Annotated in this window: 22 protein-coding genes and 1 pseudogene; 10 read left to right on the top strand and 13 right to left on the bottom strand. The window is 46.7% G+C overall.

The genetic code is table 11. The features are described 5' to 3' along the window. Positions 1-167 precede the first annotated feature (167 nt). Together ydiJ and ACQEXR_RS09925 are read left to right on the top strand one after the other, a co-directional pair. Complete coding sequence (gene ydiJ / locus ACQEXR_RS09930) at positions 168-3,200, top strand: D-2-hydroxyglutarate dehydrogenase YdiJ (protein WP_427020253.1); 3,033 nt, start codon at positions 168-170, stop codon at positions 3,198-3,200. Positions 3,201-3,268: 68 nt separating this feature from the next. Then, entirely contained in the window at positions 3,269-3,730 is a 462-nt protein-coding gene (locus ACQEXR_RS09925) for a methyltransferase family protein (RefSeq protein WP_426950619.1), read from the top strand. 72 nt (positions 3,731-3,802) lie between these two features. Here ACQEXR_RS09925 and hutH read toward each other — a convergent pair whose 3' ends face one another. From hutH to hutC, 5 genes are all read right to left on the bottom strand, one after another. After that, positions 3,803-5,338, bottom strand: coding sequence for a histidine ammonia-lyase (hutH, locus tag ACQEXR_RS09920; RefSeq protein ID WP_427020252.1), 1,536 nt, complete (start codon positions 5,336-5,338; stop codon positions 3,803-3,805). A gap of 11 nt (positions 5,339-5,349) precedes the next feature. Next, the gene (gene hutU, locus ACQEXR_RS09915; protein WP_427020251.1) at positions 5,350-7,047 is read right to left on the bottom strand and encodes a urocanate hydratase; all 1,698 of its coding nucleotides are present in this window, start codon (positions 7,045-7,047) and stop codon (positions 5,350-5,352) included. 90 nt (positions 7,048-7,137) lie between these two features. Then, positions 7,138-8,136, bottom strand: coding sequence for a formimidoylglutamase (gene hutG / locus ACQEXR_RS09910; RefSeq protein ID WP_331427844.1), 999 nt, complete (start codon positions 8,134-8,136; stop codon positions 7,138-7,140). Next, the gene (gene hutI, locus ACQEXR_RS09905) at positions 8,129-9,346 is read right to left on the bottom strand and encodes an imidazolonepropionase (RefSeq protein ID WP_426950621.1); all 1,218 of its coding nucleotides are present in this window, start codon (positions 9,344-9,346) and stop codon (positions 8,129-8,131) included. Before hutI ends, hutG begins: the two co-directional genes overlap by 8 nt. A 104-nt stretch (positions 9,347-9,450) precedes the next feature. After that, positions 9,451-10,164: a histidine utilization repressor gene (gene hutC / locus ACQEXR_RS09900; protein WP_331427843.1), complete on the bottom strand. Its 714-nt coding sequence runs from the start codon at positions 10,162-10,164 to the stop codon at positions 9,451-9,453. A gap of 190 nt (positions 10,165-10,354) precedes the next feature. Here hutC and ACQEXR_RS09895 point away from each other — a divergent pair, with 190 nt between their 5' ends. Next, the gene (locus ACQEXR_RS09895; RefSeq protein ID WP_427020250.1) at positions 10,355-11,098 is read left to right on the top strand and encodes a sporulation protein; all 744 of its coding nucleotides are present in this window, start codon (positions 10,355-10,357) and stop codon (positions 11,096-11,098) included. A gap of 5 nt (positions 11,099-11,103) precedes the next feature. On the opposite strand, the gene ACQEXR_RS09890 is transcribed toward ACQEXR_RS09895, so the two are convergent. Both ACQEXR_RS09890 and ACQEXR_RS09885 read right to left on the bottom strand, forming a co-directional pair. After that, positions 11,104-12,072: a DUF3187 family protein gene (locus tag ACQEXR_RS09890; protein ID WP_427020249.1), complete on the bottom strand. Its 969-nt coding sequence runs from the start codon at positions 12,070-12,072 to the stop codon at positions 11,104-11,106. 111 nt (positions 12,073-12,183) lie between these two features. Next, positions 12,184-12,522 (bottom strand): annotated as a pseudogene (locus ACQEXR_RS09885) (phosphoribosylglycinamide formyltransferase); the annotation flags it as partial. Positions 12,523-12,835: 313 nt separating this feature from the next. Between ACQEXR_RS09885 and ACQEXR_RS09880 the strand changes: the two are divergent. Next, entirely contained in the window at positions 12,836-13,486 is a 651-nt protein-coding gene (locus ACQEXR_RS09880; protein WP_426950676.1) for a thiopurine S-methyltransferase, read from the top strand. A 45-nt stretch (positions 13,487-13,531) separates the two neighbouring features. Here ACQEXR_RS09880 and purT read toward each other — a convergent pair whose 3' ends face one another. The 6 genes from purT to ACQEXR_RS09850 form a co-directional block, all read right to left on the bottom strand. After that, entirely contained in the window at positions 13,532-14,707 is a 1,176-nt protein-coding gene (gene purT / locus ACQEXR_RS09875; protein WP_427020248.1) for a formate-dependent phosphoribosylglycinamide formyltransferase, read from the bottom strand. A 243-nt stretch (positions 14,708-14,950) separates the two neighbouring features. Beyond that, positions 14,951-15,838, bottom strand: coding sequence for a cytidine deaminase (gene cdd / locus ACQEXR_RS09870; protein ID WP_331416995.1), 888 nt, complete (start codon positions 15,836-15,838; stop codon positions 14,951-14,953). Positions 15,839-16,156: 318 nt separating this feature from the next. Continuing rightward, complete coding sequence (locus ACQEXR_RS09865) at positions 16,157-16,834, bottom strand: CidB/LrgB family autolysis modulator (RefSeq protein WP_331428292.1); 678 nt, start codon at positions 16,832-16,834, stop codon at positions 16,157-16,159. Then, complete coding sequence (locus ACQEXR_RS09860; RefSeq protein ID WP_331428293.1) at positions 16,834-17,199, bottom strand: CidA/LrgA family protein; 366 nt, start codon at positions 17,197-17,199, stop codon at positions 16,834-16,836. The genes ACQEXR_RS09865 and ACQEXR_RS09860 overlap by 1 nt, the downstream gene beginning before the upstream one ends. A gap of 151 nt (positions 17,200-17,350) precedes the next feature. Then, a complete protein-coding gene (gene sbcB, locus ACQEXR_RS09855) occupies positions 17,351-18,775 on the bottom strand; it encodes an exodeoxyribonuclease I (RefSeq protein WP_427020247.1) in 1,425 nt (474 codons plus the stop codon). A gap of 122 nt (positions 18,776-18,897) precedes the next feature. Next, positions 18,898-19,584, bottom strand: coding sequence for an oxidoreductase (locus ACQEXR_RS09850; protein ID WP_138972260.1), 687 nt, complete (start codon positions 19,582-19,584; stop codon positions 18,898-18,900). Positions 19,585-20,130: 546 nt separating this feature from the next. Here ACQEXR_RS09850 and ACQEXR_RS09845 point away from each other — a divergent pair. The 6 genes from ACQEXR_RS09845 to ACQEXR_RS09820 are packed head-to-tail and all read left to right on the top strand — an operon-like array spanning position 20,131 to position 25,523. Beyond that, complete coding sequence (locus ACQEXR_RS09845) at positions 20,131-20,742, top strand: flavin reductase family protein (protein WP_138972278.1); 612 nt, start codon at positions 20,131-20,133, stop codon at positions 20,740-20,742. A gap of 5 nt (positions 20,743-20,747) precedes the next feature. Further along, positions 20,748-21,779 carry a nicotinate-nucleotide--dimethylbenzimidazole phosphoribosyltransferase gene (gene cobT / locus ACQEXR_RS09840; protein WP_427020246.1) on the top strand — a complete coding sequence of 344 codons (1,032 nt, stop codon included), beginning with the start codon at positions 20,748-20,750 and terminating at the stop codon, positions 21,777-21,779. Next, a complete protein-coding gene (locus ACQEXR_RS09835; RefSeq protein WP_426950628.1) occupies positions 21,779-22,555 on the top strand; it encodes an adenosylcobinamide-GDP ribazoletransferase in 777 nt (258 codons plus the stop codon). Before cobT ends, ACQEXR_RS09835 begins: the two co-directional genes overlap by 1 nt. After that, positions 22,552-23,094, top strand: a complete 543-nt coding sequence (gene cobU / locus ACQEXR_RS09830; RefSeq protein ID WP_427020245.1) for a bifunctional adenosylcobinamide kinase/adenosylcobinamide-phosphate guanylyltransferase — start codon at positions 22,552-22,554, stop codon at positions 23,092-23,094. The genes ACQEXR_RS09835 and cobU overlap by 4 nt, the downstream gene beginning before the upstream one ends. A 1-nt stretch (position 23,095) precedes the next feature. Further along, positions 23,096-23,719 carry a histidine phosphatase family protein gene (locus ACQEXR_RS09825; RefSeq protein ID WP_427020244.1) on the top strand — a complete coding sequence of 208 codons (624 nt, stop codon included), beginning with the start codon at positions 23,096-23,098 and terminating at the stop codon, positions 23,717-23,719. A gap of 13 nt (positions 23,720-23,732) precedes the next feature. Next, the gene (locus tag ACQEXR_RS09820) at positions 23,733-25,523 is read left to right on the top strand and encodes a M3 family oligoendopeptidase (protein ID WP_427020243.1); all 1,791 of its coding nucleotides are present in this window, start codon (positions 23,733-23,735) and stop codon (positions 25,521-25,523) included. Positions 25,524-25,581: the final 58 nt, after the last annotated feature.

Below are 25,581 nucleotides of genomic sequence, written 5' to 3'. Positions count from 1 at the left end.
TTATTTATAAGTGTGGGAAAAAAATGCGATAACTTCCATTCTGACACTGCATTTCTGTTTTGATCACTCTTTTAAATGTTGTAAAGTGACCTGATTCAAATAATAGTTTTTTACACTTTAGCGAACCCAGTGCTGATAGGATCGGCGTCGTAGGGGGCAGGAAGCAAATGTTACCAAGATTAGATTCTCAATCGGATGTGGATCCGATCGTACTCACCTTTCTCGAACAACTCAAAGCGAACGGTTTTAGTGGCGATATTGAAAGTCAGTATTCAAGTCGATTAGCCGTGTCTACCGATAACAGTGTTTATCAGCAGTTACCTCAGGCAGTTGTTCATCCTAAAACAACTCAAGACGTTGCGTTAATTGGTAAGTTAGCCATTCAGTCTCAATATGAACGAGTCACCTTTTCTCCGCGTGGTGGTGGCACAGGCACCAATGGTCAATCCTTGACGAAGGGGATTGTGGTGGATTTGTCTCGCCATATGAATAAGGTACTGGAGATTAACGAAGCGGAAGGCTGGGTTCGCGTACAAACAGGTGTTGTTAAAGACCAACTCAATGATGCGGTACGCCCTTATGGATACTTTTTCTCTCCAGACTTATCAACCAGTAACCGAGCCACACTAGGCGGTATGATTAACACCGACGCTTCAGGCCAGGGTTCTCTTAAATACGGCAAAACGTCTGATCATGTGTTGTCTGTGCAAGCCGTATTTGCAGACGGTTCATGTTTGGAGTCGGATCTGTCACATGGCATGCCTACAGAAGGTGAGTATGCCTATGAGGCTTACAACACGACGGAGCGAATTTGTCGTGAAAAACGCCAACAGATCGAGGAGAAGTTTCCACCACTCAACCGTTTTCTAACAGGTTATGACCTGAAAAATGCATTAGATACCGAGACGGATCAATTCAACTTTACACGAGTGTTATGTGGCGCAGAAGGTTCATTAGCCTTCATCACTGAAGCGAAGCTGAATTTAACGCCAATTCCTAAAGCACGCACTCTAGTCAACATCAAGTACAGCAGTTTTGATTCCGCGTTACGTAACGCGCCCTTGATGGTCGAAGCCAAGGCGCTTTCGGTCGAAACGGTTGACTCGCGAGTTCTTAATCTGGCTAAACAAGATATCGTTTGGCATACCGTTAGTGATCTATTGACGGATGTTCCTGGCAAAGACATGCAGGGCATCAACATGGTTGAGTTCGCAGGGCAAGATGTTGAGGAAGTTGAGCAACAGGTGAAGGCCTTATGTCAACGACTCGATGACATGCTTGCGAATGAAGAAGCGGGCATTATTGGCTATCAAGTGTGTGATGATGTGGCGAGTATTGGCCGTATCTACAACATGCGTAAAAAAGCGGTTGGCCTACTTGGTGCGGCGAAAGGAAGAGCAAAACCAGTCGCCTTTGCTGAAGATACCTGTGTGCCACCAGAAAATCTTGCGGACTTTATCGGTGAGTTTCGCGAATTGCTCGATGCCAAGTCGCTGAATTACGGCATGTTTGGTCACGTTGATGCTGGTGTGTTGCACGTTCGACCCGCGCTGGACTTGTGCGATCCGAAGCAAGAAGCATTGATGCATCAAGTCTCTGACGAAGTCGTCAAGCTGGTGGCTAAGTATGGTGGTTTGATGTGGGGTGAGCACGGTAAAGGCTATCGCTCTGAATACGGACCAGAATTCTTCGGCGAAGAATTGTTTGCTGAGCTGCGCCGTGTCAAAGCGGCTTGTGACCCACACAATAAGATGAACCCGGGCAAAATCTGTACGCCGATTGACAGCAATGAAGAGCTGGTTAAGGTGACGGATGTTAAGCGTGGTTACTTCGATCGCCAGATCGACGTAGAGGTACGAGATAGCTTCAAACAAGCGATGGAATGTAACGGGAACGGGTTATGCTTCAATTACGATACCTCATCGCCGATGTGTCCTTCTATGAAAGTGACCGCGGATCGTCGCCATTCACCTAAAGGTCGTGCGGGAATGGTGCGAGAGTGGTTGCGACAGCTAACAGAGCAAGGGGTTGATATTCTTGATCTCGAAAAGCAGACCCTAGAAGATAACGCAACCATCAAGACGATGATTGAAAGGGTGCGCAACACCCTCAATAAGCGTCATGAGTATGATTTCTCTCATGAAGTTTATGAAGCGATGAATGGATGTCTCGCGTGTAAAGCGTGTGCCAGTCAATGCCCAATCAAGGTTGATGTACCTAGCTTCCGCTCACGCTTCCTAAATATTTACTACTCTCGTTACCAGCGTCCAGTGAAGGATTATCTAGTTGCGAACATCGAAACTATGTTGCCCGTTTTGGCTAAAGCGCCAAAGCTGGTCAATGGCGCGCTGAAACAGCAGTGGGTTCAAGACTTAACCGCTAAATCAGTAGGCTATGTTGATTCGCCGCTCTTGTCTGTTCCTACTTTGGCTCAGCGCACATCGGCACTCAAAGCTTTTGACCTTCAACAACTTGCCGCGATGTCCAAAGAGGACAAAGCAAACCACGTTGTTATCGTTCAAGACCCATTTACCAGTTATTACGACGCGCAAGTGGTCGAAGATTTTGCTTCATTGGTCGCGAAACTTGGCAAGACACCAGTGCTATTGCCGTTTAAACCAAATGGTAAAGCACAGCACGTTAAAGGTTTCCTTAAACGTTTCGCGCAGAGTGCTTCGAACACCGCAGCGTTTCTTCAGCAAGTGGCGGATGTTGGCGTACCACTCGTGGGTGTCGATCCGGCGTTAGTTCTTTGCTATCGAGATGAATATCAGGAGGTGTTGGGTGATCAGCGAGGTGATTTCCAAGTACTGACGGTTCACGAATGGTTAGAACCAAAACTGGTTGAATTTGAACAACGTCCGGCGAGTGAAGAGCAACCGTGGTATCTGTTTGCTCATTGTACTGAAAAGACAAAAATGCCTAACGCTGAAAAAGAGTGGGGAGCGATTTTTGCTCACTTCGGCGCCAAGCTAAACACTGTGCCGGTTGGATGTTGTGGTATGGCCGGTACATTCGGCCATGAGGTCGACAAGCTGCAAATGTCGAAAGATATCTATGGCTTAAGTTGGAAACCCCGTTTGCAGGATTTGCCAAAAGATCGCTGTCTGATCACGGGTTACTCATGCCGCAGTCAGGTTAAGCGATTTGAACAGGTCAAAACGCAGCATCCTTTGCAAGCTCTGTTACAGATTGTTTAAATCGAATAGCTCAGCGTCAAACGCTGAGCTATTTTTATTCTATACGATCTTATCTCTAGGGAGATTCCATGGACAAATTGGAACGTAAAATCCCACCTGTCGCACTGTTTGTACTGTTTATTGTCGCGAGTAACCAGTTGAGTCATGAATTTCTCACTTTTCAGGTAAACCTTCCCCTCGCTGGCTTGCTGTTTGCTCTCTGCTTTGTCGTGGCTGGGTTTGTTGGTTTAGCGGGAATTTACGAGTTTCGCCGTGCTCAGACAACCGTAAGCCCGATAAAGGTCGACGATGCATCGACGGTTGTGGACTCTGGTATTTATTCTTACACGCGCAACCCAATGTATTTAGGGTTGTTTGTACTGCTGTTTGGTTATGCATATTGGCAACAAAATCTGCTAGCGATCGTGTTTAGCTTCGGCTTTATTGTGTACATGAATCGCTTTCAAATCTTGCCCGAAGAGAGAGCGCTAGAAGCGCTGTTTGGTTCACAGTATCTGGACTACAAGCAACGAGTAAGGCGTTGGATATAAAGGTTTGTTTGCCGTAAAAACGATAAAGCCCCTACTTATACAAGTAGGGGCTTTGTTTTTAACCCTTAGTCCTTACGCAATACTTGGTAGAATCGCTTCTGGCATTAGGTGATTGTGAACCGCCATCATAAGCAGTGAGTTTGCCGCTTCAATATCTGGAGCGAAGTAGCGATCTTTATCATAGAAGCTAACTTTCTCACGTAGGATCTGTTTCGCCTCCTCAATTCTCGCTGATGACTTGTTTGGTGCGCGGAAGTCTAATCCTTGCGCAGCTGATAAGTATTCAACCGCTAAGATACCACGTGTATTTTCGGCCATATCACGTAGGCGACGACCAGCAAATGTCGCCATAGAAACATGGTCTTCTTGGTTAGCTGATGTCGGCAAACTGTCTACTGAAGCTGGGTGAGCCAAGGTTTTGTTTTCGCTTGCAAGCGCCGCAGAAGTGACTTGAGCAATCATAAAACCAGAGTTAACCCCGCCATTGTCAACAAGGAATGGTGGCAGTTTACTCAAAGCGCTGTCGATGAGCAGCGCCATGCGACGCTCAGATAGGCTGCCGATCTCTGCAATCGCTAGAGCGAGGTTATCGGCTGCCATCGCGACAGGTTCTGCGTGGAAGTTACCACCCGAGATAATGTCACCATCATCTGCGAATACCAACGGGTTATCCGATACAGAGTTCGCCTCAGTCTGAAGAATATCTGCTGAATTACGGATCTGCTGTAAACATGCGCCCATAACTTGTGGCTGACAACGTAATGAGTAGGGATCTTGTACCTTTTCGCAGCAAGTATGCGATTCACCTATCTCACTCGTGTTGTCAAGCAGATGGCGGTATGCCATTGCTGCATCCATCTGGCCACGATGACCACGTACGCGGTGGATTCGTGGATCAAATGGACGACGACTTCCGAGTGCCGCTTCAACAGACATAGCCCCGCACACAGTGGCTGAGGCGAAAAGGTCTTCTGCCGCAAACAGGCCTTCAAGAGCAAAGGCTGTTGATGCCTGAGTGCCATTAAGTAGAGCCAAACCTTCTTTTGGCGCCAGCGTAATTGGTGTCAGACCTGCGATCTTGAGTGCTTCAACACCTGAGATGATTTTGCCGTTGTGGCGTGCCTGACCTTCACCAAGCAAAACGGTACTCATGTGCGCAAGCGGGGCAAGGTCGCCAGAGGCACCTACAGACCCTTTTTGCGGTACACATGGATAGACTTGTGAGTTGACCAAGTCTATTAGCGCCTGGATGACTTTAAGGCGAATACCAGAGTAACCACGTGAAAGGCTGTTGATCTTAAGAACCATCATCAAACGAACGGTTTCGTCAGACATAAACTCACCGATGCCAGCGGCATGTGAAAGCACAATACTTTTTTGCAGTGTTTCCAAGTCTTCCGGAGCGATGCGTGTGTTCGCCAGTAGGCCAAAACCTGTATTGATACCGTAAACAGTGCGATCTTCCGCGATCACCTGTTCTACCACTTTGGTACTCTCGTCTATGGCAGGGATTGCCTCTGGGTCAAGAGTCAGGTTGATTGGTGAACGGCTGATTTTACGTAGCACTGGTAGGCTAAGTTGTCCCGGCTTAAGCGTTAGATTCAACATCTTCATCATCCTTATTTAAGCTTGTTTAGTTCTTCGTTAAGCATTGGCAAATCAAGCCCTTGATCGGCGGCACATTGTTTTGCAATCTCGTAACCCGCGTCTGCATGGCGCATTACGCCCGTTGCAGGGTCGTTGTGCAATACGCGTGCGATACGCTCTGATGCGTCCTGACTGCCGTCACAACAGATCACCATGCCTGAGTGTTGAGAGAAGCCCATACCAACCCCACCACCGTGATGAAGTGAAACCCAAGTGGCTCCCCCAGCAGTGTTTAGCAGTGCGTTAAGCAGTGGCCAATCCGACACCGCGTCTGAACCGTCCATCATGCCTTCTGTTTCACGGTTCGGACTCGCTACTGAACCAGAGTCTAGATGGTCGCGGCCAATGACGATAGGGGCTTTAAGTTCGCCATTCTTAACCATTTCATTGAATGCTTGACCTAGACGCTCACGATCTTTCAGACCTACCCAACAAATTCGTGCCGGGAGACCTTGGAACTGAATACGCTCTCTCGCCATATCGAGCCAGTTGTGAAGATGAGGATTATCTGGGATCAACTCTTTTACTTTTTGATCTGTTTTGTAGATATCGTCTGGATCACCAGAAAGCGCTGCCCAACGGAAAGGACCAATACCTTCACAGAATAGAGGACGAATATATGCCGGTACGAAACCAGGGAAATCAAAGGCATTCTCTACACCTTTTTCCAATGCCATTTGGCGGATATTGTTGCCGTAGTCGAGTGTTGCGGCGCCGCGTTCTTGAAGCGTCAACATCGCTTTAACTTGAATCGCCATTGATTCTTTGGCTGCGTTGACCACGGCGGCTTCATCTTTTAGACGCATTACAGCAGCATGTTCCATAGACCAACCAATCGGCAAGTAGCCATTCAACGGATCGTGAGCAGAGGTTTGGTCAGTAACAACATCTGGTGTGATGTTACGTTCAACCAACTCAGGGAAGATGTCGGCAGCGTTGCCTAGTAGACCGACTGATACAGGGGTATCCGACTCATAGATGATAGCAAGCGCTTCATCGAGACTTGTTGCCTTTTTATCAACGTAACCAGTACGCAGACGGTAGTCGATACGTGACTCGTCACATTCCACGGCAATCATTGAGAAACCTGCCATAGTCGCAGCTAGAGGTTGAGCACCACCCATACCGCCAAGACCACCAGTCAGAACCCAGCGACCGTTTGCGTTACCGTCAAAGTGTTTTTTCGCAACGGCGACAAAAGTCTCATAAGTACCTTGAACAATACCTTGTGAACCGATGTAGATCCAACTGCCAGCGGTCATCTGACCGTACATCATCAGACCTTGTTTATCTAGCTCGTTAAAATGCTCCCAGTTCGCCCAATGAGGCACTAAGTTTGAGTTTGCGATTAACACGCGCGGTGCATTTTTATGCGTCGGGAACACGCCGACAGGTTTGCCTGACTGAACGACAAGAGTTTGGTCTTCCTCTAGGCGCTCTAGTACTTCAACGATTTTATCGTAACACTCCCAGTTGCGCGCAGCGCGACCGATACCACCATACACGACTAAAGAATGCGGATGCTCGGCAACGTCTGGATCTAAGTTGTTCATCAGCATGCGAAGCGGGGCTTCTGTTAGCCAAGATTTTGCTCTCAATGTCGTGCCGTGTGGCGCGCGAATGGTTCTATTCGTATCGAGACGCTTATCTTCTACTTGGCGTTCCGTCATGGTAAGACTCCTTGTGGTTCACGTTGTTCAGGCAAAAAGGGGGCTAGGGCGCTTATGCACCGTTAACACTAGCCTCTGCCTGATGGATTATTATTTTTCGGAAAAAGCGTTTGCTATGTCCCAGCAGAGTCGAGCCGCTAGACGTGCTGTCTGGCTGTCGACATCATAAGTTGGGTTGTATTCGGCAATATCCGCTATGACCAGTTTTTGCTTGTAATGCAGAATTCGTTCAATAAATGGCGCGAGAATATCGATACTGACTCCACGCGCTGCTGGCGCACTCACTCCAGGGGCCGTCGCCGCAGGGAAGACGTCCAGATCTATGGTCAGGTAGATGTAGTCACACTTATCGATAAAATGCTGTAACTGAGTTAGGTGATAGACGTGGTTTAAATGAGCGAGGTCTTTATCCTCGACGTACCACACATCCAACTCATCTGCTCGATTAAATAGTGCTTCGGTGTTGCTCGCGCGGCTAACACCTAAACATGCGTAATGAAACGGCCAATCGTGAGTCGCACAGTAGCGCTGGATTTGATTAAACGGGGTTCCTGAACTCGGCTTAACTTCCGCGTGTTCACTCTCGAAAGCGCGAAGATCAAAGTGAGCGTCGAAGTTGATGATGCCGATTTTTGGTGGTTTGGCTGGGTTTAGAAATTCAAAGTACTTCGCCAGCCCCTGAAATGAAGCCCAAGCGACTTCGTGCCCCCCACCTAAAGTGATCACAGGCGTTGATTTTAAAGCCGTGGCAATGATGTCAGCACATTGAGCCTGACTTTGCTCGAGTAAGTCGTCATCACAAATGACATTGCCTAAGTCGATTAAGGCACTCTGTTTGTGCCACGCCATATTTGCTAGGGCTCGACGAATGAGATCTGGAGCTTTACGTGCGCCAATACGCCCTTTGTTGCGAGCGACGCCAGCATCACTACAAAAGCCTAACAAGCTTACAGCATTGTGATACGGCTCGAGCTCATCAACTCTGAGCTGTTTAATCACATGATGAACACGCTTACCGAGTGCGCCATCTTCCGCATCGTGGCGGCCTTGCCAATGAAAATCTTGGTTGGTAACGACATGATTAGACATGATCTAACTCTCCGGCAACAAGACGCGCAGCCAATCTCGGAGCGCCTTGGAAATAGCTAAACTCGGCAGGATGTTCAACATCCCAGATCGCCAAATCCGCATCAAAACCTGGGGCAACTTGACCTCTGCTTTCACCGTAGCCCAGCGCTTGAGCAGCGTTCGCAGTGACGCCACGCAAGGTTTCTTCTGGTGTTAGGCCAAATAGTGTACAGCCCATATTCATCATCATAGTCAAATCTGCAAAAGGTGACGTACCTGGATTCAAATCCGTGGCAATCGCCATCGGCACGTTATGTTGACGAAGGAGCTCGATAGGCGGTAGTTGGGTCTCTTTTAGGAAGTAAAAAGCACCCGGCAGTAAGGTGGCTACCGTGTTTGATTGTGCCAGTGCGGCGACACCTTTCGAGTCGAGAAATTCAATGTGATCAGCAGACAGGCCGCCATACTTGGCAGTTAACTCTGTACCGCCAAGATTGGATAGCTGTTCGGTATGGCCTTTGATTTTTAGGCCATGTTCAATGGCTGTGACAAACACGCGTTCAGTCTGCTTTAGGTTGAACCCAATGGACTCACAAAATACGTCTACACTCGTCGCCAACTTTTCTTCGGCTACTTGAGGAATGATCTCTTGGCAGACGAACTCGATATAGTCGTCCGCACGTCCACTAAATTCAGGCGGCAAGGCATGTGCGGCAAGTAATGTGGTCGTAACACGAATTTTTCGGTGAGCTTCGAGAGCACGCGCAGCACGCAACATTTTGATTTCATCTTCTATCGTCAATCCATAGCCTGACTTCACTTCGACAGACGTCACGCCGCTAGCAATCAGCCCGTCTAAACGAGGCAATGCCAGTTCCGTCAGTTGATCAACACTGGCTGCGCGGGTTGCGCGTACAGTAGACAGAATACCGCCACCTTGTTGAGCGATTTCTTGGTATGGAACGCCTTTGAGACGCTGTTCGAACTCGTCTGCACGGCTACCGGCAAAAACAAGATGAGTGTGACAGTCGATAAATCCCGGCGTGACCAGTTTCCCTTCACAATCAAATGTATTGATCTCAGAAGAGATAGCCGATTCGCTTAACGATAGGATTTGACCTTGTTTGATATGAATATTGCTCAGAGGCGAAATGGCATAGCCACGGCTCCCCTGAGTCATAGTGACTACTTTAGCGTTGGTTAAGATGATTTCATCAACAGAGGACTTCATAGTAATACTCATAATCAAATGTATATACAAATACTGATTCAAGTTTGCTAAATGATCAAGTGCAATGTTGCAAAAATGTGATCAGTCAAAAAGTATGAAATGCTCTAAGGAAGGAGAACTTTAGAGCTTAATTTGTATCTCGTGCCAGGATGATAGAGTAATGCAGTGCTGACGAGCTTTTCTTGGCTCCATGTTCTGCGGTTAAGCAGCAGACAAGGCTCATTAATCGCAAGGCGAAGCGCCGCACGCACGCTTTCGTCAGCAACGATAGCTTCAACCGTATGCTCTATTGCGCTGAGAGGACAGTTTTCTGATAAATATTGGTTGGGCGTGATCTGCGTAAAGTCTTGTTCTAAATAGTTGGGAGCATAACTTGCGTTCACCCAGCGCAACTCGAGTTGTATGGGGGATTTATCTTCAAAGTGAATGATTTCACTGTAGAAAACGTCACTACCTAACATGACACCTAGCTTCATGGCGACCACATCATCGGCGGTTAATGCCAGTTGTTTAACCACTTTACTGCTGTATGCTCTACCACGCTGTTCAACTTCTTTAGCGATGTTACGAATATCGAGTAATGGTGATTCCGCTTTGTCGTCTGGGGCACAAACAAACGTACCGAGGCGAGGGCGTCTGACTAAACGTCCTTCTGATACAAGGTCTCGTATCGCTTTGTTTACCGTCATACGACTGACGTCAAACTGTTTCGTCAGTTCAAGCTCGGTGGTAATACGATGGCCGACAGGCCAATAACCTTGATCAATTTGCTCGACAATATACCGTTTGATCTGGAGATAAAGGGGAGAATTACTCATAATATTTAACTTTATAATTGACTATACAAATGGTTATACATTTGTGCCAAGATTGCAAGTATCGCCCCAATTTAAGCCAATGAATTGAATTCGAGCGCACGTTTTCTTACACCGTTAGTGAAGAAACGACTTGATATAAGTCATTGAGCGCGTTAGATCAGTAACTGCAACAAAATTACAAGGATTTACTATGTTTGGAAAGTTAAAAGCGTCGTTGGGTATTGGCGCGGCCAAAGTGGATACAGTGCTAGAAAGCTTGTCAGTTATGCAAGGTGACACACTGAAAGGTACGGTTCATATCAAAGGCGGAGACGTTGAGCAGCAAATTGACGCCATTAATCTTAAATTGTGTACGGAAGTAAAGGTCGAAAGTGAAGACAGTACCAGTTACCAGGACTTTATTTTAGCTAAACTTCAAGCGGTACAACCATTTGTCATCCAGCCAAATGAGCACAAGCAGGTGCCTTTTGAAATGCGTTTAGATGAAGAAACGCCAATCACGGCGCTCAATGCATTAAAAAATCAGTGCCACGTTTGGCTAGAAACCACGTTGGATATTGATTTTGCCATCGATCCAAAAGATAGGGATTTTGTCGAAGTCAGACCTTTACCTGTGGTGGCAAAGATCCTTTCTGCAATAGAGCAGGCGGGTTTTGCAATGGTAAAAGCAGACGTAGAAAAAGGCTTGTTACGTGGCGGTAACTTTAGCTCAAAATCGGGCTGTTATCAGGAAATTGAGTTTCGTAACAGTGGCTTTATAAGTAGCAAAGAGATTGAGCTTTCGTTTGTATTAGAAGGTGCAACAGTGCATTGCTTGGCGGAAGTGGATCGCTCTTTGAGTGTCCGTGGTGATCAATATCTCTCATTTTCTCTCCAGCGCCAAGCTTCTGATGCCGAAATTGCCGCGGCGGTGAACCGTATTCTCGCCGTCTAAAGGGCCTACCCGCCGAAACGATATCGGAAGGCAACGCCAAACGCGATGTCAGTGCTATTGTCAGCGTTAAACATATTTTCTACCGCGGTGATCTCTACTGCGGTGTTTTTTAGCGTATAACGATAGCCGATAGTAAATTCGGTTGAAGGTTTTGAAAACTCGCCATTGTCTGTAGTGATCCCTTGATGGACACTAATTTGGCCGATAAAAGCATGGTGTTCAAACATCTGATACTGATAACTGCCGCCCATTGACCAAGTGGTACTGCGATAGGGCAATTGTGCAAAGACAGTCGGCGTATTGCGAAATGTTAGTGCTAACGTGGTGTCTAAAGCGTGTTTATCTATTCGGTAGCCGTAGTTGGCCTGTATCGCTTGTTCGAACTCTGAAGAGCTAAAAATACCGTGTTTGGTATCGTTGTAATAAAGCGATGCTCCCACCGATAAACCGTGATGCTCTTGGGTAAACACCTGATACTGCAAATAACCAGTGATTGCATGACTGAGGGTTTCGCCGCGAAAATCTTCCAGTTCGATACCATACTCAGGCATGTTGATAACAAAGCGGTTGTTATTGACCTCTTCTCTACCGTTCTGTTCCAGTGAAAACCAGTCATGAAAAGCGATGGTTAGGCCGTCAAGGTGATTGTTCCCAGCATAGTTCCATCGGTAATGTAGGTCGAGTTGCCAGAGAGGATCGAGTTGCCACTTAGCACCAAACGCGAGTTGATTTTGATAGTAATCGAGTTCGTAGCTTGCGGTCACGGCCCAAATACTGGAAATGGTACCGGAAGTGTAGATCTCGCTTTGATCGTCTTGCAGTGAGAAACCAGAGCGTAACTGAGGCGAAAGGCTGTTGGTATGAAATGGAGACTGGGTATAGCTTTGTAAAGGGCCATAGCCATCATGACCGTAGGAAAGAATGCTGGTAAACAGGCTGAAAACAAGAGTGAATTGCCAGATAGGAAACCGCATACTAAGCCTCCACCTATTATTGTTATGTTTATGATAACAATATAGTTTAAAATATGAGGCTTTGCTAAATAACGCAAAAAACTTGCCCCACACGGGACAAGTTTTTCGTTATTAAGCGGCTTTTAGATGAGTCGTGATGTAGGGTTGCCACGCATTTTGGTAGAGCTCTTTGGATTGGTGGCGCATGGTACGAATTTGTGCCTGTTCAATTTCGTTAATTTGGCGAGATTCAACAGCCGCTAATCGTTCTATCTTTTGGATTTGTTCGTAAAATTTATGCTCAGGACCATTCTTTACATCGGCGATAGCTTTAAGATGGAGTTGCACCTCTGCAATTAGGTTCGTTTTTGGTAGTTTGACTAAAAGGTTGAGGTCTCGGTAACCCGAAGCTGCGGGTTTCTTAAAACGGTTTTTCACCTTAACCACGGTCGTTTCACGATTCAGTACTTCGGCTTAGCTAAAAGGTGTCGAAAAAGATTCAATCACTAAGTCCGCTCATCTCTACATAGTAATGGGGGTAGATTTCGCGTTTCCAATCGCTTGCTGAACCATAATGACAAAAGTTTGAACAGCATCTCATATCCTATGTCACTGTTTAGAGTGCCTCGGTTTTTAAAAGGTTCAGCGCAACTATGTAACCAAGTATAAACAGACCATATGAACTTAATCTGAATGAACTTTTCAGCTAAGCGCATTTGGCTATACCACTTCTTGATGCTTTCAGATAGGCTATGCGCTAGTAAGTAAGCAATAGAGAATGACAATGAGAGATCCCGAGTTTTGGCATGGCAAATGGGCCGCAAATCAGATTGGTTTTCATCTTGAAGATGTGAACCCATTACTTATTGAGTATTGGCAGCACACGAAACCAAACCATGAGGATACGGTGCTAGTGCCTTTATGCGGAAAGTCCGAAGATTTGGTGTGGCTAGCGACGAAACATGCCGATGTGCAGGGCGTGGAGCTAAGCAATATTGCGGTGCGAGCTTTCTTCGCTGAACATTTCTATACGCCGATGGTAGTGCCTATCAACGGTCAGCACGAACTGTTCCAGTTTGATGAGTTGTCCATTTACACCGGAGACTTCTTTACTGCTCCCCTTAAGCCTGTCGATATCGTCTACGATCGTGCTTCACTGGTGGCGCTGCCAGAAGAGATGCGGGTGGAATATGTTGCAAGGATTAAGTCGCTGCTCAAACCTGGCGGCAGAATTTTACTGGTGAGTCTTGATTATCGACAGGATGAGATGGCTGGCCCTCCGTTCTCGGTTGCTGAACAAGAGATTCGAACGTTATTTTCTGAATTCAAAGTAACGCGACTCTACCGAGATGAAGCGGATGAAGAACACCCTAAGATTGCCAACAAGGGGTTAACTCGTTTTGCCGAGGAAGTCTATTTAATCGAAAGTGAATAGATGAAAAAGGCTTGGTTCAACCAAGCCTTTTTCTGTTATGCGGTGTTAGTAAAGTATGTTTACTTTGCTCGCACTCTCTACGGCGTCTTTAATCGCAGTTTCAATATCTTCGCGACGAGTGATCGCGACACCAAGACGGCGACGGCCATCGATGTCTGGTTTGCCAAACAAACGAACTTGCGTTAAAGGCTGCGCTAAAGCATCCGCAACGCCTTCAAAACGAATGTTTGTCGATGTTCCCTGACCTAAGATCACCGCTGAAGCTGCTGGGCCATATTGAGTAATGGCAGATATTGGCAACCCTGTAAATGCACGAACATGTAGAGCAAACTCAGAGCTATCTTGTGACATAAGAGTCACTAAGCCGGTATCGTGTGGGCGAGGGGAGACCTCATTAAAGATCACTGTATCACCTTTGATAAACAGTTCGACACCAAAGATCCCAAAGCCACCAAGTGCGTTGACGACTTTACCCGCGGCATCTTGAGCGGCTTCAAGTGCGGCATCTGACATCACTTGGGGCTGCCAAGATTCACGGTAGTCTCCATCTTCCTGACGGTGACCGATCGGAGCGCAGAAATGAGTACCATCGACAGCGCGAACGGTTAATAGAGTGATTTCGTAGTCAAAGTCAATAAAGCCCTCTACGATGACGCGTCCAGCTCCGGTTCGACCACCTTCCTGAGCGTAGTTCCAAGCTTTTTCCACATCGTCGGCGTTTTTAATTACGCTCTGGCCTTTGCCTGAAGAACTCATTACCGGCTTACAAACACACGGAATACCTACTGCATCAACCGCTGACTTAAACTCTTGATAGGTATCAGCGAAGTGATAAGGTGAAGTGGTCAGTTGTAGCTCTTCAGCTGCAAGACGGCGGATACCTTCACGGTTCATCGTCAGCTTGGTTGCCTTTGCGCTAGGGACAACATTAAGCCCTTTTGCCTCAAGTGCGACTAAAGTGTCAGTCGCAATGGCTTCAATTTCAGGTACAACGTAGTCAGGTTGTTCTTTATCGATAATTGCCTGAAGGGCATCACCATCAAGCATGTCTAATGTATAGCTGCGGTGAGCGACTTGCATCGCAGGCGCATTTTCGTAGCGATCACACGCAATCACTTCAAGCCCTAGTCGCTGACATTCAATCGCGACCTCTTTGCCGAGTTCACCTGAACCAAGAAGCATCACACGGGTTGCATTTTTTGCTGTTGCTGTACCAAACATAATTAACCTTAAACTCTACGAGGATTAGCTGAATGGAGGCAATCATACTGATTGTGAAACAAAAAGCAAACGTTTGCGTGGGGTTTGTTGTAGTAAAATGGTCGTAAAGAACCGCAACAGCCACTCGTGACGAAAAGAGGGTGTATAAGCAATAGCTGATGGAGAAAACAATCGAGAGCGCAATGGCGCTTGAAGCGAATAGCAGGATTAAAAAAGGCGCTAGATTAGCGCCTTCGAGATGCATTAAAGTTCCAAATAACTCATTGGAATATCAGGGTTAATTGCTTCCAGAGTGGATTGCGTATTGGCCAGATGGCTAATTGTACCGCCTTCAGCTTCTACTAGTGCTGCCGAATCAATCTCTGCGAGATCTTGGCGGTCCAGTAACAGTTGTACTAGGGCAACTTGAAGTGGCGGTAGGCTAGGGTTAAATGCCGCGTTTTCAGCGTAAGCCCCTTGGTAAACTTTGCCATTGTTCATCTTGATCGCCACACCACTCAAGTTATGAGTGTATGGAGCATGGCTGCGGTTGAGAGCGTCAATCGCTGCCTGAACCAGCTCATCTTGCTCATCACATCTCTTGCCGTGATCGACGTTGGTCATCAGTGCTGATTTGATACCAAGGTCTGCTGGGCCAAACGATTCAGGGAGATATTCTTGTAGTGATTTACTTTCGCGCTCTGGTAACTGAATTTTCAGTTTATCTGCGGTCGAAAGTTCGTTCATAAATTGGCGACAATGGCCACATGGGCTGAAGTTGATGGTGATATCAGCAACACCTTGTTCACCTTTCATCCATGCGTGGCTAATTGCGGATTGCTCAGCGTGTACCGTTTGGCCTAACTGTACGCCTGAAAACTCAACATTTGCGCCAAAGTAAAGCTTACCAGAAAGACCACGGACAATAGCACCAACATAAAAGTTTGAAAGGGGGGCATAAGAGTAGGCCGCAGCGAATGGCAGCAGTGCTACGCGTAGGTCAGCATCTTCCATTCCGGAAATAGTCAGTAACTGTTCAAACTGCTCGGCAGTGAGTGTCGCGTCAAAATCGTCAGCGAGAAGAATAGGCGATAAGAAATCTGCTACGTTTTTTGGCGCTGCTGACAGCGCTTGTTCAATGCGGCTTCTCATAGTGAATCCTTGTTTCAGCGTAATTGATATCTTTGAGCTTAGTCGTCAAAAGAGAAGAATAAACTCTGATATTGGTATTACATTTTATGTGAGACTCAAAAATGTTCAGAGATCTAAATCACAATATTGCTTGTAATGGCGTTTGTCGTTACATAATTAGAGTGAGCTCACACATGATAACGATTGCACGATTAAATTTTATGAAGTGTGTCGTAGCACGAAACAGACCTAGGGCAAACGAGACGTCATCATCTTAAATCCTAGCGGTCATTTGGTTGCTGTGCATCTGTACCTTGCCAGAAAGTATCGATTTTTCTCTTAAGCTGACAACCAAACCGCTAGGGTAAAGAAGGAAGGCGCTAGTATCGAAGTAATCACTCCGCATACGACTAGGGCAAGAGAACTAAACGCAGCGTCTCGCGGGTCTTTCTCCGCGCAGGTAGCAGTGCCAAGTGCGTGTGAGACGGTTCCCATCGTCAAGCCTTTTGCTATCGGGTGAGTGATGTTCAGCAGGTTGTAGATTGGGTAGGCCATGATGGCGCCAAACAAACCAACAATCAGCACTAAGATAGCGGCAATTGCGGGTTCACCGCCTAAGTGGCTAGAGACCTCCATAGCGATTGGTGTGGTTACCGATTTACCCAGTAAGCTCGCAATCAAGGAGATATCCGCTTTTAGGTAGACGGCAATCATACTGGCTGTAAACATCGACATGACACTGCCGACGCCACAGGCAAGCATGATGATTCGCCAGTTAGCTCGGATTTGAGGTAATTGTTCGTATAGTGGGTAGGCGAGGGCCACAACAGCGGGTTGCAGCAGATAGTTGATCCAATGGTTGTCTGCATAATAAGTCTCAAATGGGACTTTTAGATACGTGAGTAAAGGGATCAATACCGCAAGGCTGACCAACAGCGGGTTCATTAACGGGCTATTGAATTTTTGACATAACCAACGTGCTGAGAAGAAGACCGCAATAGTAACAAGTAACCACATTACTTTTGTCCTCCCTTAAGCATTCGGTCTAGCATCAAGCCAAGCAGCACCAAGACGATAAAAGTACCACCAACAGCACTCGCTAAAATCGGCAGTGCATTGGCTATCAGCATATCGAAATGTTCCATTAATCCCACACTGATGGGGACGAACAGTAACACCATATAACGGATAAACACAGTTGCGCCAGGACGAACCCAGTGCGCAGGTACGAGCCCGCTGGCAAGCAGACTAAATAAAATCAGCATTCCGATAATGCTACCGGGGATAGAAATGTCGATTAGGTGCTGAATGTTAATGCCGGCAACTAGGCACAAGAAGATCAGCCCCATAGACACAACAAAATGAAGCAAAGTTTTCGCCATAATCTAGTATTGTCCAACTGAAGAGCCATAAACTGGGGTATAAGGCTCAATAAATTTTTATTTAGGCCCAATCCCAACGTCTATTGGTTATTTTGGTGATTGAGCGATCTTGTAGGGTGCAGGACTTGGTCACTATTATAATTTTTGACTACTAGGATACTCGCTTTTGCACGTATTGGTAGATGGATTTTAAGATTGCAATTTTCTTTTGGTCACTTTCATGCTCGTGAACCAAATTTTCGAGATTTAGCATGTACTCTTCAATACGACTTTCGAAATAATCTCGGCAGTGTGAAGCCCAGCGTTGTTGTTCTACTTCATCCAATGTCCACGGATAGTTTCTAGCGCGGTAACGGAATAGCAGCGGCACAATGCGTTGGTCGCTGAAGGCAATATCGAGTGCGGCGAGATTATTGGGATCGGTTTCTCGAATAATATCCATCGCAGCTTTGTCAGCAGGAGAGAAGAAACCATCGTAAAGCATGTTGTCTACGTCCGAGCTTTTTTCGTACTCTCGTTCAATCGCGTAAATACCAATTAGCTTTTCTCGAACTTCAGGGTGCTGTCGCAATAGTGCAAGGTTTTCTAGGCATTTTTCGCGGTTGATACCGATTTTTTCTGCGTTATCTGCTGTCAATGTTTTCGCGGGTGCTAGGATCGGACATTTGTTGAGATGAACCAGTTTAACTGGCACTGGCAACTCATCTGGCGCTAAGTCCGTATGTTTAGTGTAAAGACGTTGGTTGAGTTGTTCGGTATCCAGATCGAGCAACACCTGTGGGTCTTTGGCCAAATCAACGCAGATGACCGCGTTCTGATTAGTTGGATGCCAAGCGACAGGCACGATCCAGCTAGTGTAATGACACTCTTTACCTAACATGCCTGATACGTGCATCAAGGGCGTCATGTTAACGATATCGATAAGTTCATTGAGTTTACGCTTGTGGCGCATACTTAAAAAGTAATCGAACAGCTTTGGTTGAGCCGCTTTGACTTTCTTTGCCATCTCGATTGTTGCGATCACGTCTGCCATCGCATCATGCGCATTTTCGTGTTCGATGCCGTTCGCTTTAGATAAGTGTTCAAGCTTAAAGCTAATAAATCCCTCTTCATTCTCAGGCCATTGAATACCTTCAGGGCGTAGGGCATAACACGCTCGCATCACATCAAGCAAATCCCAGCGAGAGTTGCCGTTCTGCCAGCTCCACGCATAAGGGTCGATGAAGTTGCGGTAGCAGGTGTAACGAGTCACTTCGTCGTCAAAGCGGATACTGTTGTAACCGAGGCTTGTGGTATTTGGTGTTGCTAACTGTTGGTGAATCTTGGCAATGAATTCAGGTTCACTCAGCCCTTTAGTTTCAGCTGTTTGAGGGGTAATGCCCGTTATCAGCGCGGCTTCTGGGGACGGCAGGTAATCAGCGGGTGGTTGGCAATAGATAACCAGTGGTTCACCGATGATATTGAAGTCCATATCGGTGCGAATGCCTGCAAACTGACACGGACGATCTTTAGCAGGGCTGGTTCCCCACGTTTCGTAGTCGAAGAAGAAAAACGTAGGTTGATGCTCTTGTTGCATTATCTGATTACCAAGTGTTTAAAATTCACTTTGGTATTAGACCATTGCAACAAGGTCAAGGCAATCGGGTTGAGTCGATATCAGGTTGAGTGGTAGAAAAATGGTCGATGTTTGCAAACGGGTCACTGATATTGATGGATCAGTCTACGCATGTCGGCGCTGTCGAGTATCTCCAACGTTTTGTTTGAATGCGCAAAAAGTTGGTACTGCATCGCTTGGGCGACTTGAGCCGCGTCGATTGGAATGAGCTTGGCCAACGGGCCGAGCATGAGTGGCTTTAGAAAGGTCATCATAGTTTGAATCACCACCTCGTCTTTACGTGGGATCTCACGTAAGCCTTTTAATGGTCCTGGTCGCACAAATACTACCCGTTCAAATCCCATTCGTTCTATGGCGAGCTCCATTCGTCCCTTGCAGCGCAGATAGTGAGAAAATGAACGTACCGAAGCACCATAGCTAGAGACGACCGCAAGTTGCTTCACGCCGAGCAGTTTCATCTCCTGAGCAACATCACAAACCAACTCATAATCGACTTTTTCTAGCGCTTGCTTTGAGCCTGCCTGCTTTAGGGTTGTACCTAAGCAAATAAAACCAAATTCAGGCTGCGGCTTTTCATCATCCCAGTGTTGGATACGAAGTTCGGGGTGCTGGATCACTTCGAGTTTGGGATGGAAAAAAGGAAGCTCTCGTCGACTTAGCGCGTAGATGTGATTGAAAGGAGCCTGATCTAACATCTGCTTAATGAGTTCGTTGCCAATCAAGCCAGTAGAACCGGCAATTATGGTGGTGAGGGAGTTAGCTTGTTCCAAAGCCTACGTACCTTGTCCGTTGATATGATTTACCACGCGTCGTCGCATAGCTTGAGACAAGCAAGCTTCTAACAAAGTGGTAATAAATTCTGTGATCGGATCTTGAGATTGGCCAATAGTCTCGAGAGTGGGAGGGGTGTAGGGCTGAAATGGGAGTGATTTGGCATATTGGGCATTATCGACCTCGCCCGAATGGCGAGGTCTGGTCGTAACGTCAGGTTAATGACAAAGGTACTTTCTTTTGGCTACGTTGTTGTGGTTTGTTCTGTTTCTGTTTTTTTGACTTTTGATTGGCAAACATACAACCTCCTTGCACATCAAGTGGGAGAAAACAGTGATACGGCTAGATAAATGCATACTTTGTGCCGTTATAAAATGCACTCCCTAAACTAAAAGATAGGACTTTTGGGTGAAAAATTGCAGTTTTGGATGCAATCTCAGAGTCTTTTTGACAGTTCATCGAGTTTTTGGGAGTCGGTTAGGGGTGTTAACTGTATGATTTCACGTTACACTCAGCGCAAAGGATTTGGCACTCAAGGAAAATCGATGAATATTGAGCTAAGCACTCTAGCACCTACCCAAATTTACCACTTAATGACTCAAACCATTATCCCAAGGCCGATCGCTTGGGTATTAACTGACTCCGACCAAGGTTGTTACAATCTAGCGCCATTTTCCTATTTTACGCCGGTATCCAGTAATCCACCGCTGCTGATGTTTTCTGTGGGTAAGAAGCCAACTGGTGAAGTGAAGGACACGACGCGAAATGTATTGGAAACGGGGCGTCTTGTTGTCCACATAGCGCAGCAATCACAGGCCGAAGAGGTGACTCAAACTGCGGCAACCTTACCCCATGGTGAATCAGAAATTGAAGCGACTGGACTAGACTTGGTTGATTTCGACGGCTTTGAACTGCCGCGTGTCAAAGGTTGTCCTATTGCGTTTGCTTGCAAGTTAGTTGAAGTGAAAGAGATCGGTGAGACACCACAAAGTTTGATTTTTGCAGAGATCGAAAAGGTGTATGTGGACCCGCAAGTCATCGGTGAGCGCAGTGATCGCTTGGTTGTTGATGCTCTTAAAGTCAATCCACTTTCCCGTCTTGGTGGTAGTCAGTATGCCACTATTGATAACGTGTTTTCAGTCGCGAGGCCAGAATAAGCATTATGTTAGACCACAGTTATTCAGAATCTATTTGGCAGCGCATTAATCAGAAAACAAAACCGCTTGGTGCTTTAGGACAATTAGAGACATTGGCGCACCAACTGGCGCTGATCCAAAGTAATACAAAGGGTGACGTTGTCACTGATATTAAAATTAGCCAACCGACAGCGGTTGTGTTTGCTGGCGACCATGGAATAGCAGACGAAGGTGTAAGTATTGCGCCCAGCGCGGTAACTCAGCAGATGGTGTTGAACTTTCTTGCAGGTGGGGCGGCGATTAACTGTTTTTGTCGCACCAATCAGGTGGCGTTAAAAGTGGTCGATTGTGGCATCTTAATACCTGTCGCTCATGATTCAGATGCCTTTATTGTCCAACGGCTTGGTGAGAGAACGAATAACTTGGCGCGTCAGGCGGCCATGACGCCAGAACAAGCAAATAAGGGTATAGAGCTCGGTAAACAGATGGTCAGTAAGATCATTGATTCAGGTTCGAACCTAGTGATGTTTGGTGAAATGGGAATAGGTAACACCAGTAGTGCCGCTGCGATTCTTTCTGCACTTAGTGGCCTGCCTGTCACCCAATGCGTCGGTCGTGGAACGGGTATTACGGATCAACAGTGGCAAAAGAAAGTCGACTTGGTGAGTCAAGGTGTCAATCGTTGTGAAGGGCTTGAAGTCATCGATGTCTTGTCAGAAGTTGGAGGCTTTGAAATCGTTCAGATGGTGGGTGGATTCTTAGCCGCGGCAGAAAGCAAAACGCCGGTATTGGTTGATGGCTTTATTGTCTCGGCAGCAGCCTATGCGGCTAGTATGCTCAACCCAGATTGTCGAGAAATCATGATTTTCGCGCACCAGTCTCATGAGGCTGGACATCAATACTTATTGCAACAGCTAGACGCACAACCCTTATTAGATCTTTCTCTCCGACTGGGAGAAGGCACAGGTGCCGTTCTGGCGATGCCATTGCTGCGTGCAGCTGCCGAGTTTTATAACCATATGGCGAGTTTTGAGCAAGCAGGAGTGGTCGTCGACTAATGTCTACAATCAAGTATCAGTATCAGCTGTTTATGCTCGCATTAGGCTTCTTTTCTCGGATCCCCGTCCCCGTATCTATTCCATATAGCCCTGAACGAATGAATCAGGCTGGGCGGTATTTTGCCCTTGTTGGTTTAATGCTAGGGGCGTTATGTGCTTTGGTGCTTTACGCTTTGCAGTTGGTGTTTCCGTCTCCTGTCGCCATTGTGCTGATGATGGTGTTTAGCTTGCTTCTAACGGGTGCTTTTCATGAAGATGGCTTGACGGATATGGCCGATGGTATCGGTGGTGGTATGACGGTTGAGCGCCGGCTTGAGATCATGAAAGACAGCCGTATTGGTACTTATGGGGCTAGCGCGTTAATCATGACCTTGCTGGTGAAATACGTTCTGCTATCAGAGTTGATTCAGTCGCAGCAAATCTTATTAATCATTGTCGTTAGCTATGGTTTAAGTCGGGCTGTCGCCGCTTCACTGATCTACGATATGCCGTATGTCACAGGCACGGATACGAGTAAAAGTAAGCCCTTAGCTGAACGACAATCTCGTCGAGAGTTAGTGATATTGTTACTCACGGGTGTGCTACCGTGCTGGTTACTTGGCTTGGGTCAAACACTCATTTTGATTGCTGTCCTTGCCCTGTTTCGAGTGCTGTTCAAGCGTTGGTTGATGGCAAGAATTGGTGGATTTACAGGTGATTGCTTAGGCGCAGCGCAACAACTGAGTGAAATGCTGATCTATCTCTCCTTGATAGCCGTACAGGGAGTTAACTTATGACTATCCATCTAGTACTTGGAGGCGCACGCTCGGGTAAGTCGCGTTATGCAGAGTCGCAAGTTACTTCCATCGCAAGCAAAAAAGTGAAGCACTACGTCGCAACAGCGATAGCCTTCGATGAGGAGATGGTCAAGCGTATTGCTCATCATCAGCAATCGCGAGGCAATGACTGGGTTGAGCATGAGTGCCCCATTGAGCTGGCGTCACTGCTCGCTCGTTTTGAGTTCGGGGATGTGGTGTTGATAGATTGTCTAACGTTGTGGCTGAACAACATCATTTACAATCATGGTCAAACCCTGAGTGAAGAGCAGATAAAGCGGCACGTCTCAGAGTTACACCAAGCGATTGTCTCCTGTAAGGCAGACGTGATTTTGGTTTCAAATGAAGTCGGCCTCGGCGTTGTGCCTTTGGGCGAAGTCTCGCGTTTATTTGTCGATCACGCTGGCTGGATGAATCAGGCTTTGGCTCAGGTCGCTCATCGCGTAACACTTATCGCGGCGGGATTGCCAATGACACTCAAACAAGTCGATGGAGCCTAGTGTGAGTCAAATCAAAAGCATCAATGTTTACTTGCTTAGACATGGTAAAACACTTGGTGAGCCTGCTCTGTATGGTCACACCGATGTGTCGGTTGCAGCAGAACATCAGCAGGACATTTATCAAAGCCTTATGAGTGAGCGGCTTGGTTTCGATACTTTGATTACTTCACCATTAAAACGATGTAAAGAGTTAGCCGAGTTGATATACGACAATGCCAAACATCTCGATTATGTTGTCGCCCATGAATGGCGCGAAATATCATTTGGTGATTTGGATGGAGTTCCTTTTGCAACAGTACCAGAATCATGGCCAGTTTTTGATACGTTTTGGCAAGATCCAGCGAACAGCCGCTTGCCCAATGCTGAGTCCTTGGACCTTTTTTACCAACGGATCTCGACAGCGTGGGATAAATTTATGCAAACTGTCGAAAAAGACACTCTCATCGTTTGCCATGGTGGCACGATCAGAATGATTTTAGCTAAGGTACTCAAGCTAGACTGGAGCAATCCAGCCCTTTATTCGAGCTTGAATATCGCCCACCATTCTTTAACTCATATACAAATCACCAAGGCTGAACAGAGCTATCCTCGGGTTTGTATGATAGGTAAACCGCTAAACGGATAGCTAAGGAAGTATCATGACCGCACCAAGCTGGGACTTGTCCATCGCTTATCAAGATTTGAACGACACGAAAATCGAACAAGACATCGATTTGATCAGGCAGTGTATCCATGCGCTCGCTATCCATGTTGATCATCGTGAGTCACCGTCTGTGACACAGAATGCTATTCAAACCAGCGAAGCTGCTGGAAAACTGTTGGCGACAATCAATACCTTCGCTCACTGCCACGCATCTATTGATGCATCAAACGATGATGCCAAAAGCCTGATAGGCCGTGTTGCCAAGCTCAACTCTGAGTTGTCGCAGGCTTTTGCACCGTACGAAAATACCTTAACCCTAGCACCAGAGAGCTTTATTAGTGACGTGCTCACTCACCCAAGTGGTGATGTTTATGGACAAGCTTTCCAGATAGAGTGTGCGCGTAAACAAGCGGCGATTAAGCTATCGGTAGCTGAAGAGCAACTGCTGACAGCAATGCAAGTGGACGGTCGTGATGCCTGGGGGCGCCTGTATGACAACATCACAGGATCTCTACAGGTGACGTTAGAGGATGGGCAAGGTAGTAAAGTCGGTTTTTCTCATGCCGCGAGTTTGCTGTATGGGACAGACTTTGTGAGCCAAGAGCCCGCGTGGCGTGGTATACAGGCCGCGATGAAAGCCAACCAAGAATCATTTGCTGCGATCCTTAATGCCTTGGCGGGTTGGCGTTTAACGGAATATCAAAAACGTTCTAAGTTAACGGATGTCCATTTTTTAGATGCCAGTTTACATGAAAGCCGCATAGAGAGTTCGACCCTAGACGCTATGATGATGACGGCTAAAGCCAATCGAAGCATAGGTCAAAAAGCTGGCCTGTTAATGGCTCGAGTTCATGGCTTACAAGAGATGCGTCCGTGGAATCATCTTGCGGGAATGCCGAGTATTACTAACGCAGAACCTAAAGTGTATGCGTTTGATGAAGCGATTGAGATTATCCGCACCGCATTTGCTCAAGTGGATAGTGAAATGGCCGAATTTGTTGATGTGATGGTTGAAAATGGTTGGATTGATGCGCAACCGACTGAAAATCGTCGTTTAGGTGCTTACTGCACCAAGTTTGCCGCCACACGTTCGCCTCTGGTATTCATGACTTGGGGAGGAAGTCGCTCCGATCTGCTCACTTTAGCGCACGAGTTGGGGCATGCGTTCCACAACTGGGTGATGGGTGATATGCCTTTATGTCAAACTCGCTACCCAATGACGCTCGCAGAGACTGCCTCAATTTTCGCTGAAAACATCGTTCGAGACTATTTGCTTGCTCAAGTGAGTAGCCGTGAAGAAAAACTCGAAATGTTGTGGGAAGAACTTACATCCTGCTACGCACTAATGATCAATATCCCTGTGCGGTTTGAGTTTGAAAAAGCCTTCTACAGTCAACGTAGCCAAGGTGAACTGAGCCCGACTCAACTGTGTGATCTGATGAGCGAAACTTGGCAAGAGTGGTACGGCGATTCGATGTCAGAGCCAGATCCTTACTTTTGGGCAAGTAAACTTCACTTTTCTATTTCTGAAGTGAGCTTCTATAACTATCCATATCTATTTGGCTATTTGTTCAGTATTGGTGTTTATGCCCAGCGTGAGCGCAAAGGCGATCAGTTCTATCGCGATTACGTGAGTCTATTACGCGACACGGGTTCAATGATGGCGGAAGAAGTCGTTGAGAAACATCTCGGCATGGACTTATCACAAGCAGATTTCTGGCAACAGAGCATAGATCGAGTGAAAACTAAGATAGATGAGTTTGAATCCTTGTTAGATCAAAAATAATCATATCAAAATCATGATATTATCGGTTGGCCAAGCCAATACTTGGCCAATTTGTACA

The organism is Vibrio sp. TRT 2004 (assembly GCF_050113735.1).
Taxonomy (GTDB): domain Bacteria; phylum Pseudomonadota; class Gammaproteobacteria; order Enterobacterales; family Vibrionaceae; genus Vibrio.
Note: the sequence above shows the minus strand (reverse complement) of the source record. Positions and strands in the feature narration are given on the sequence as shown.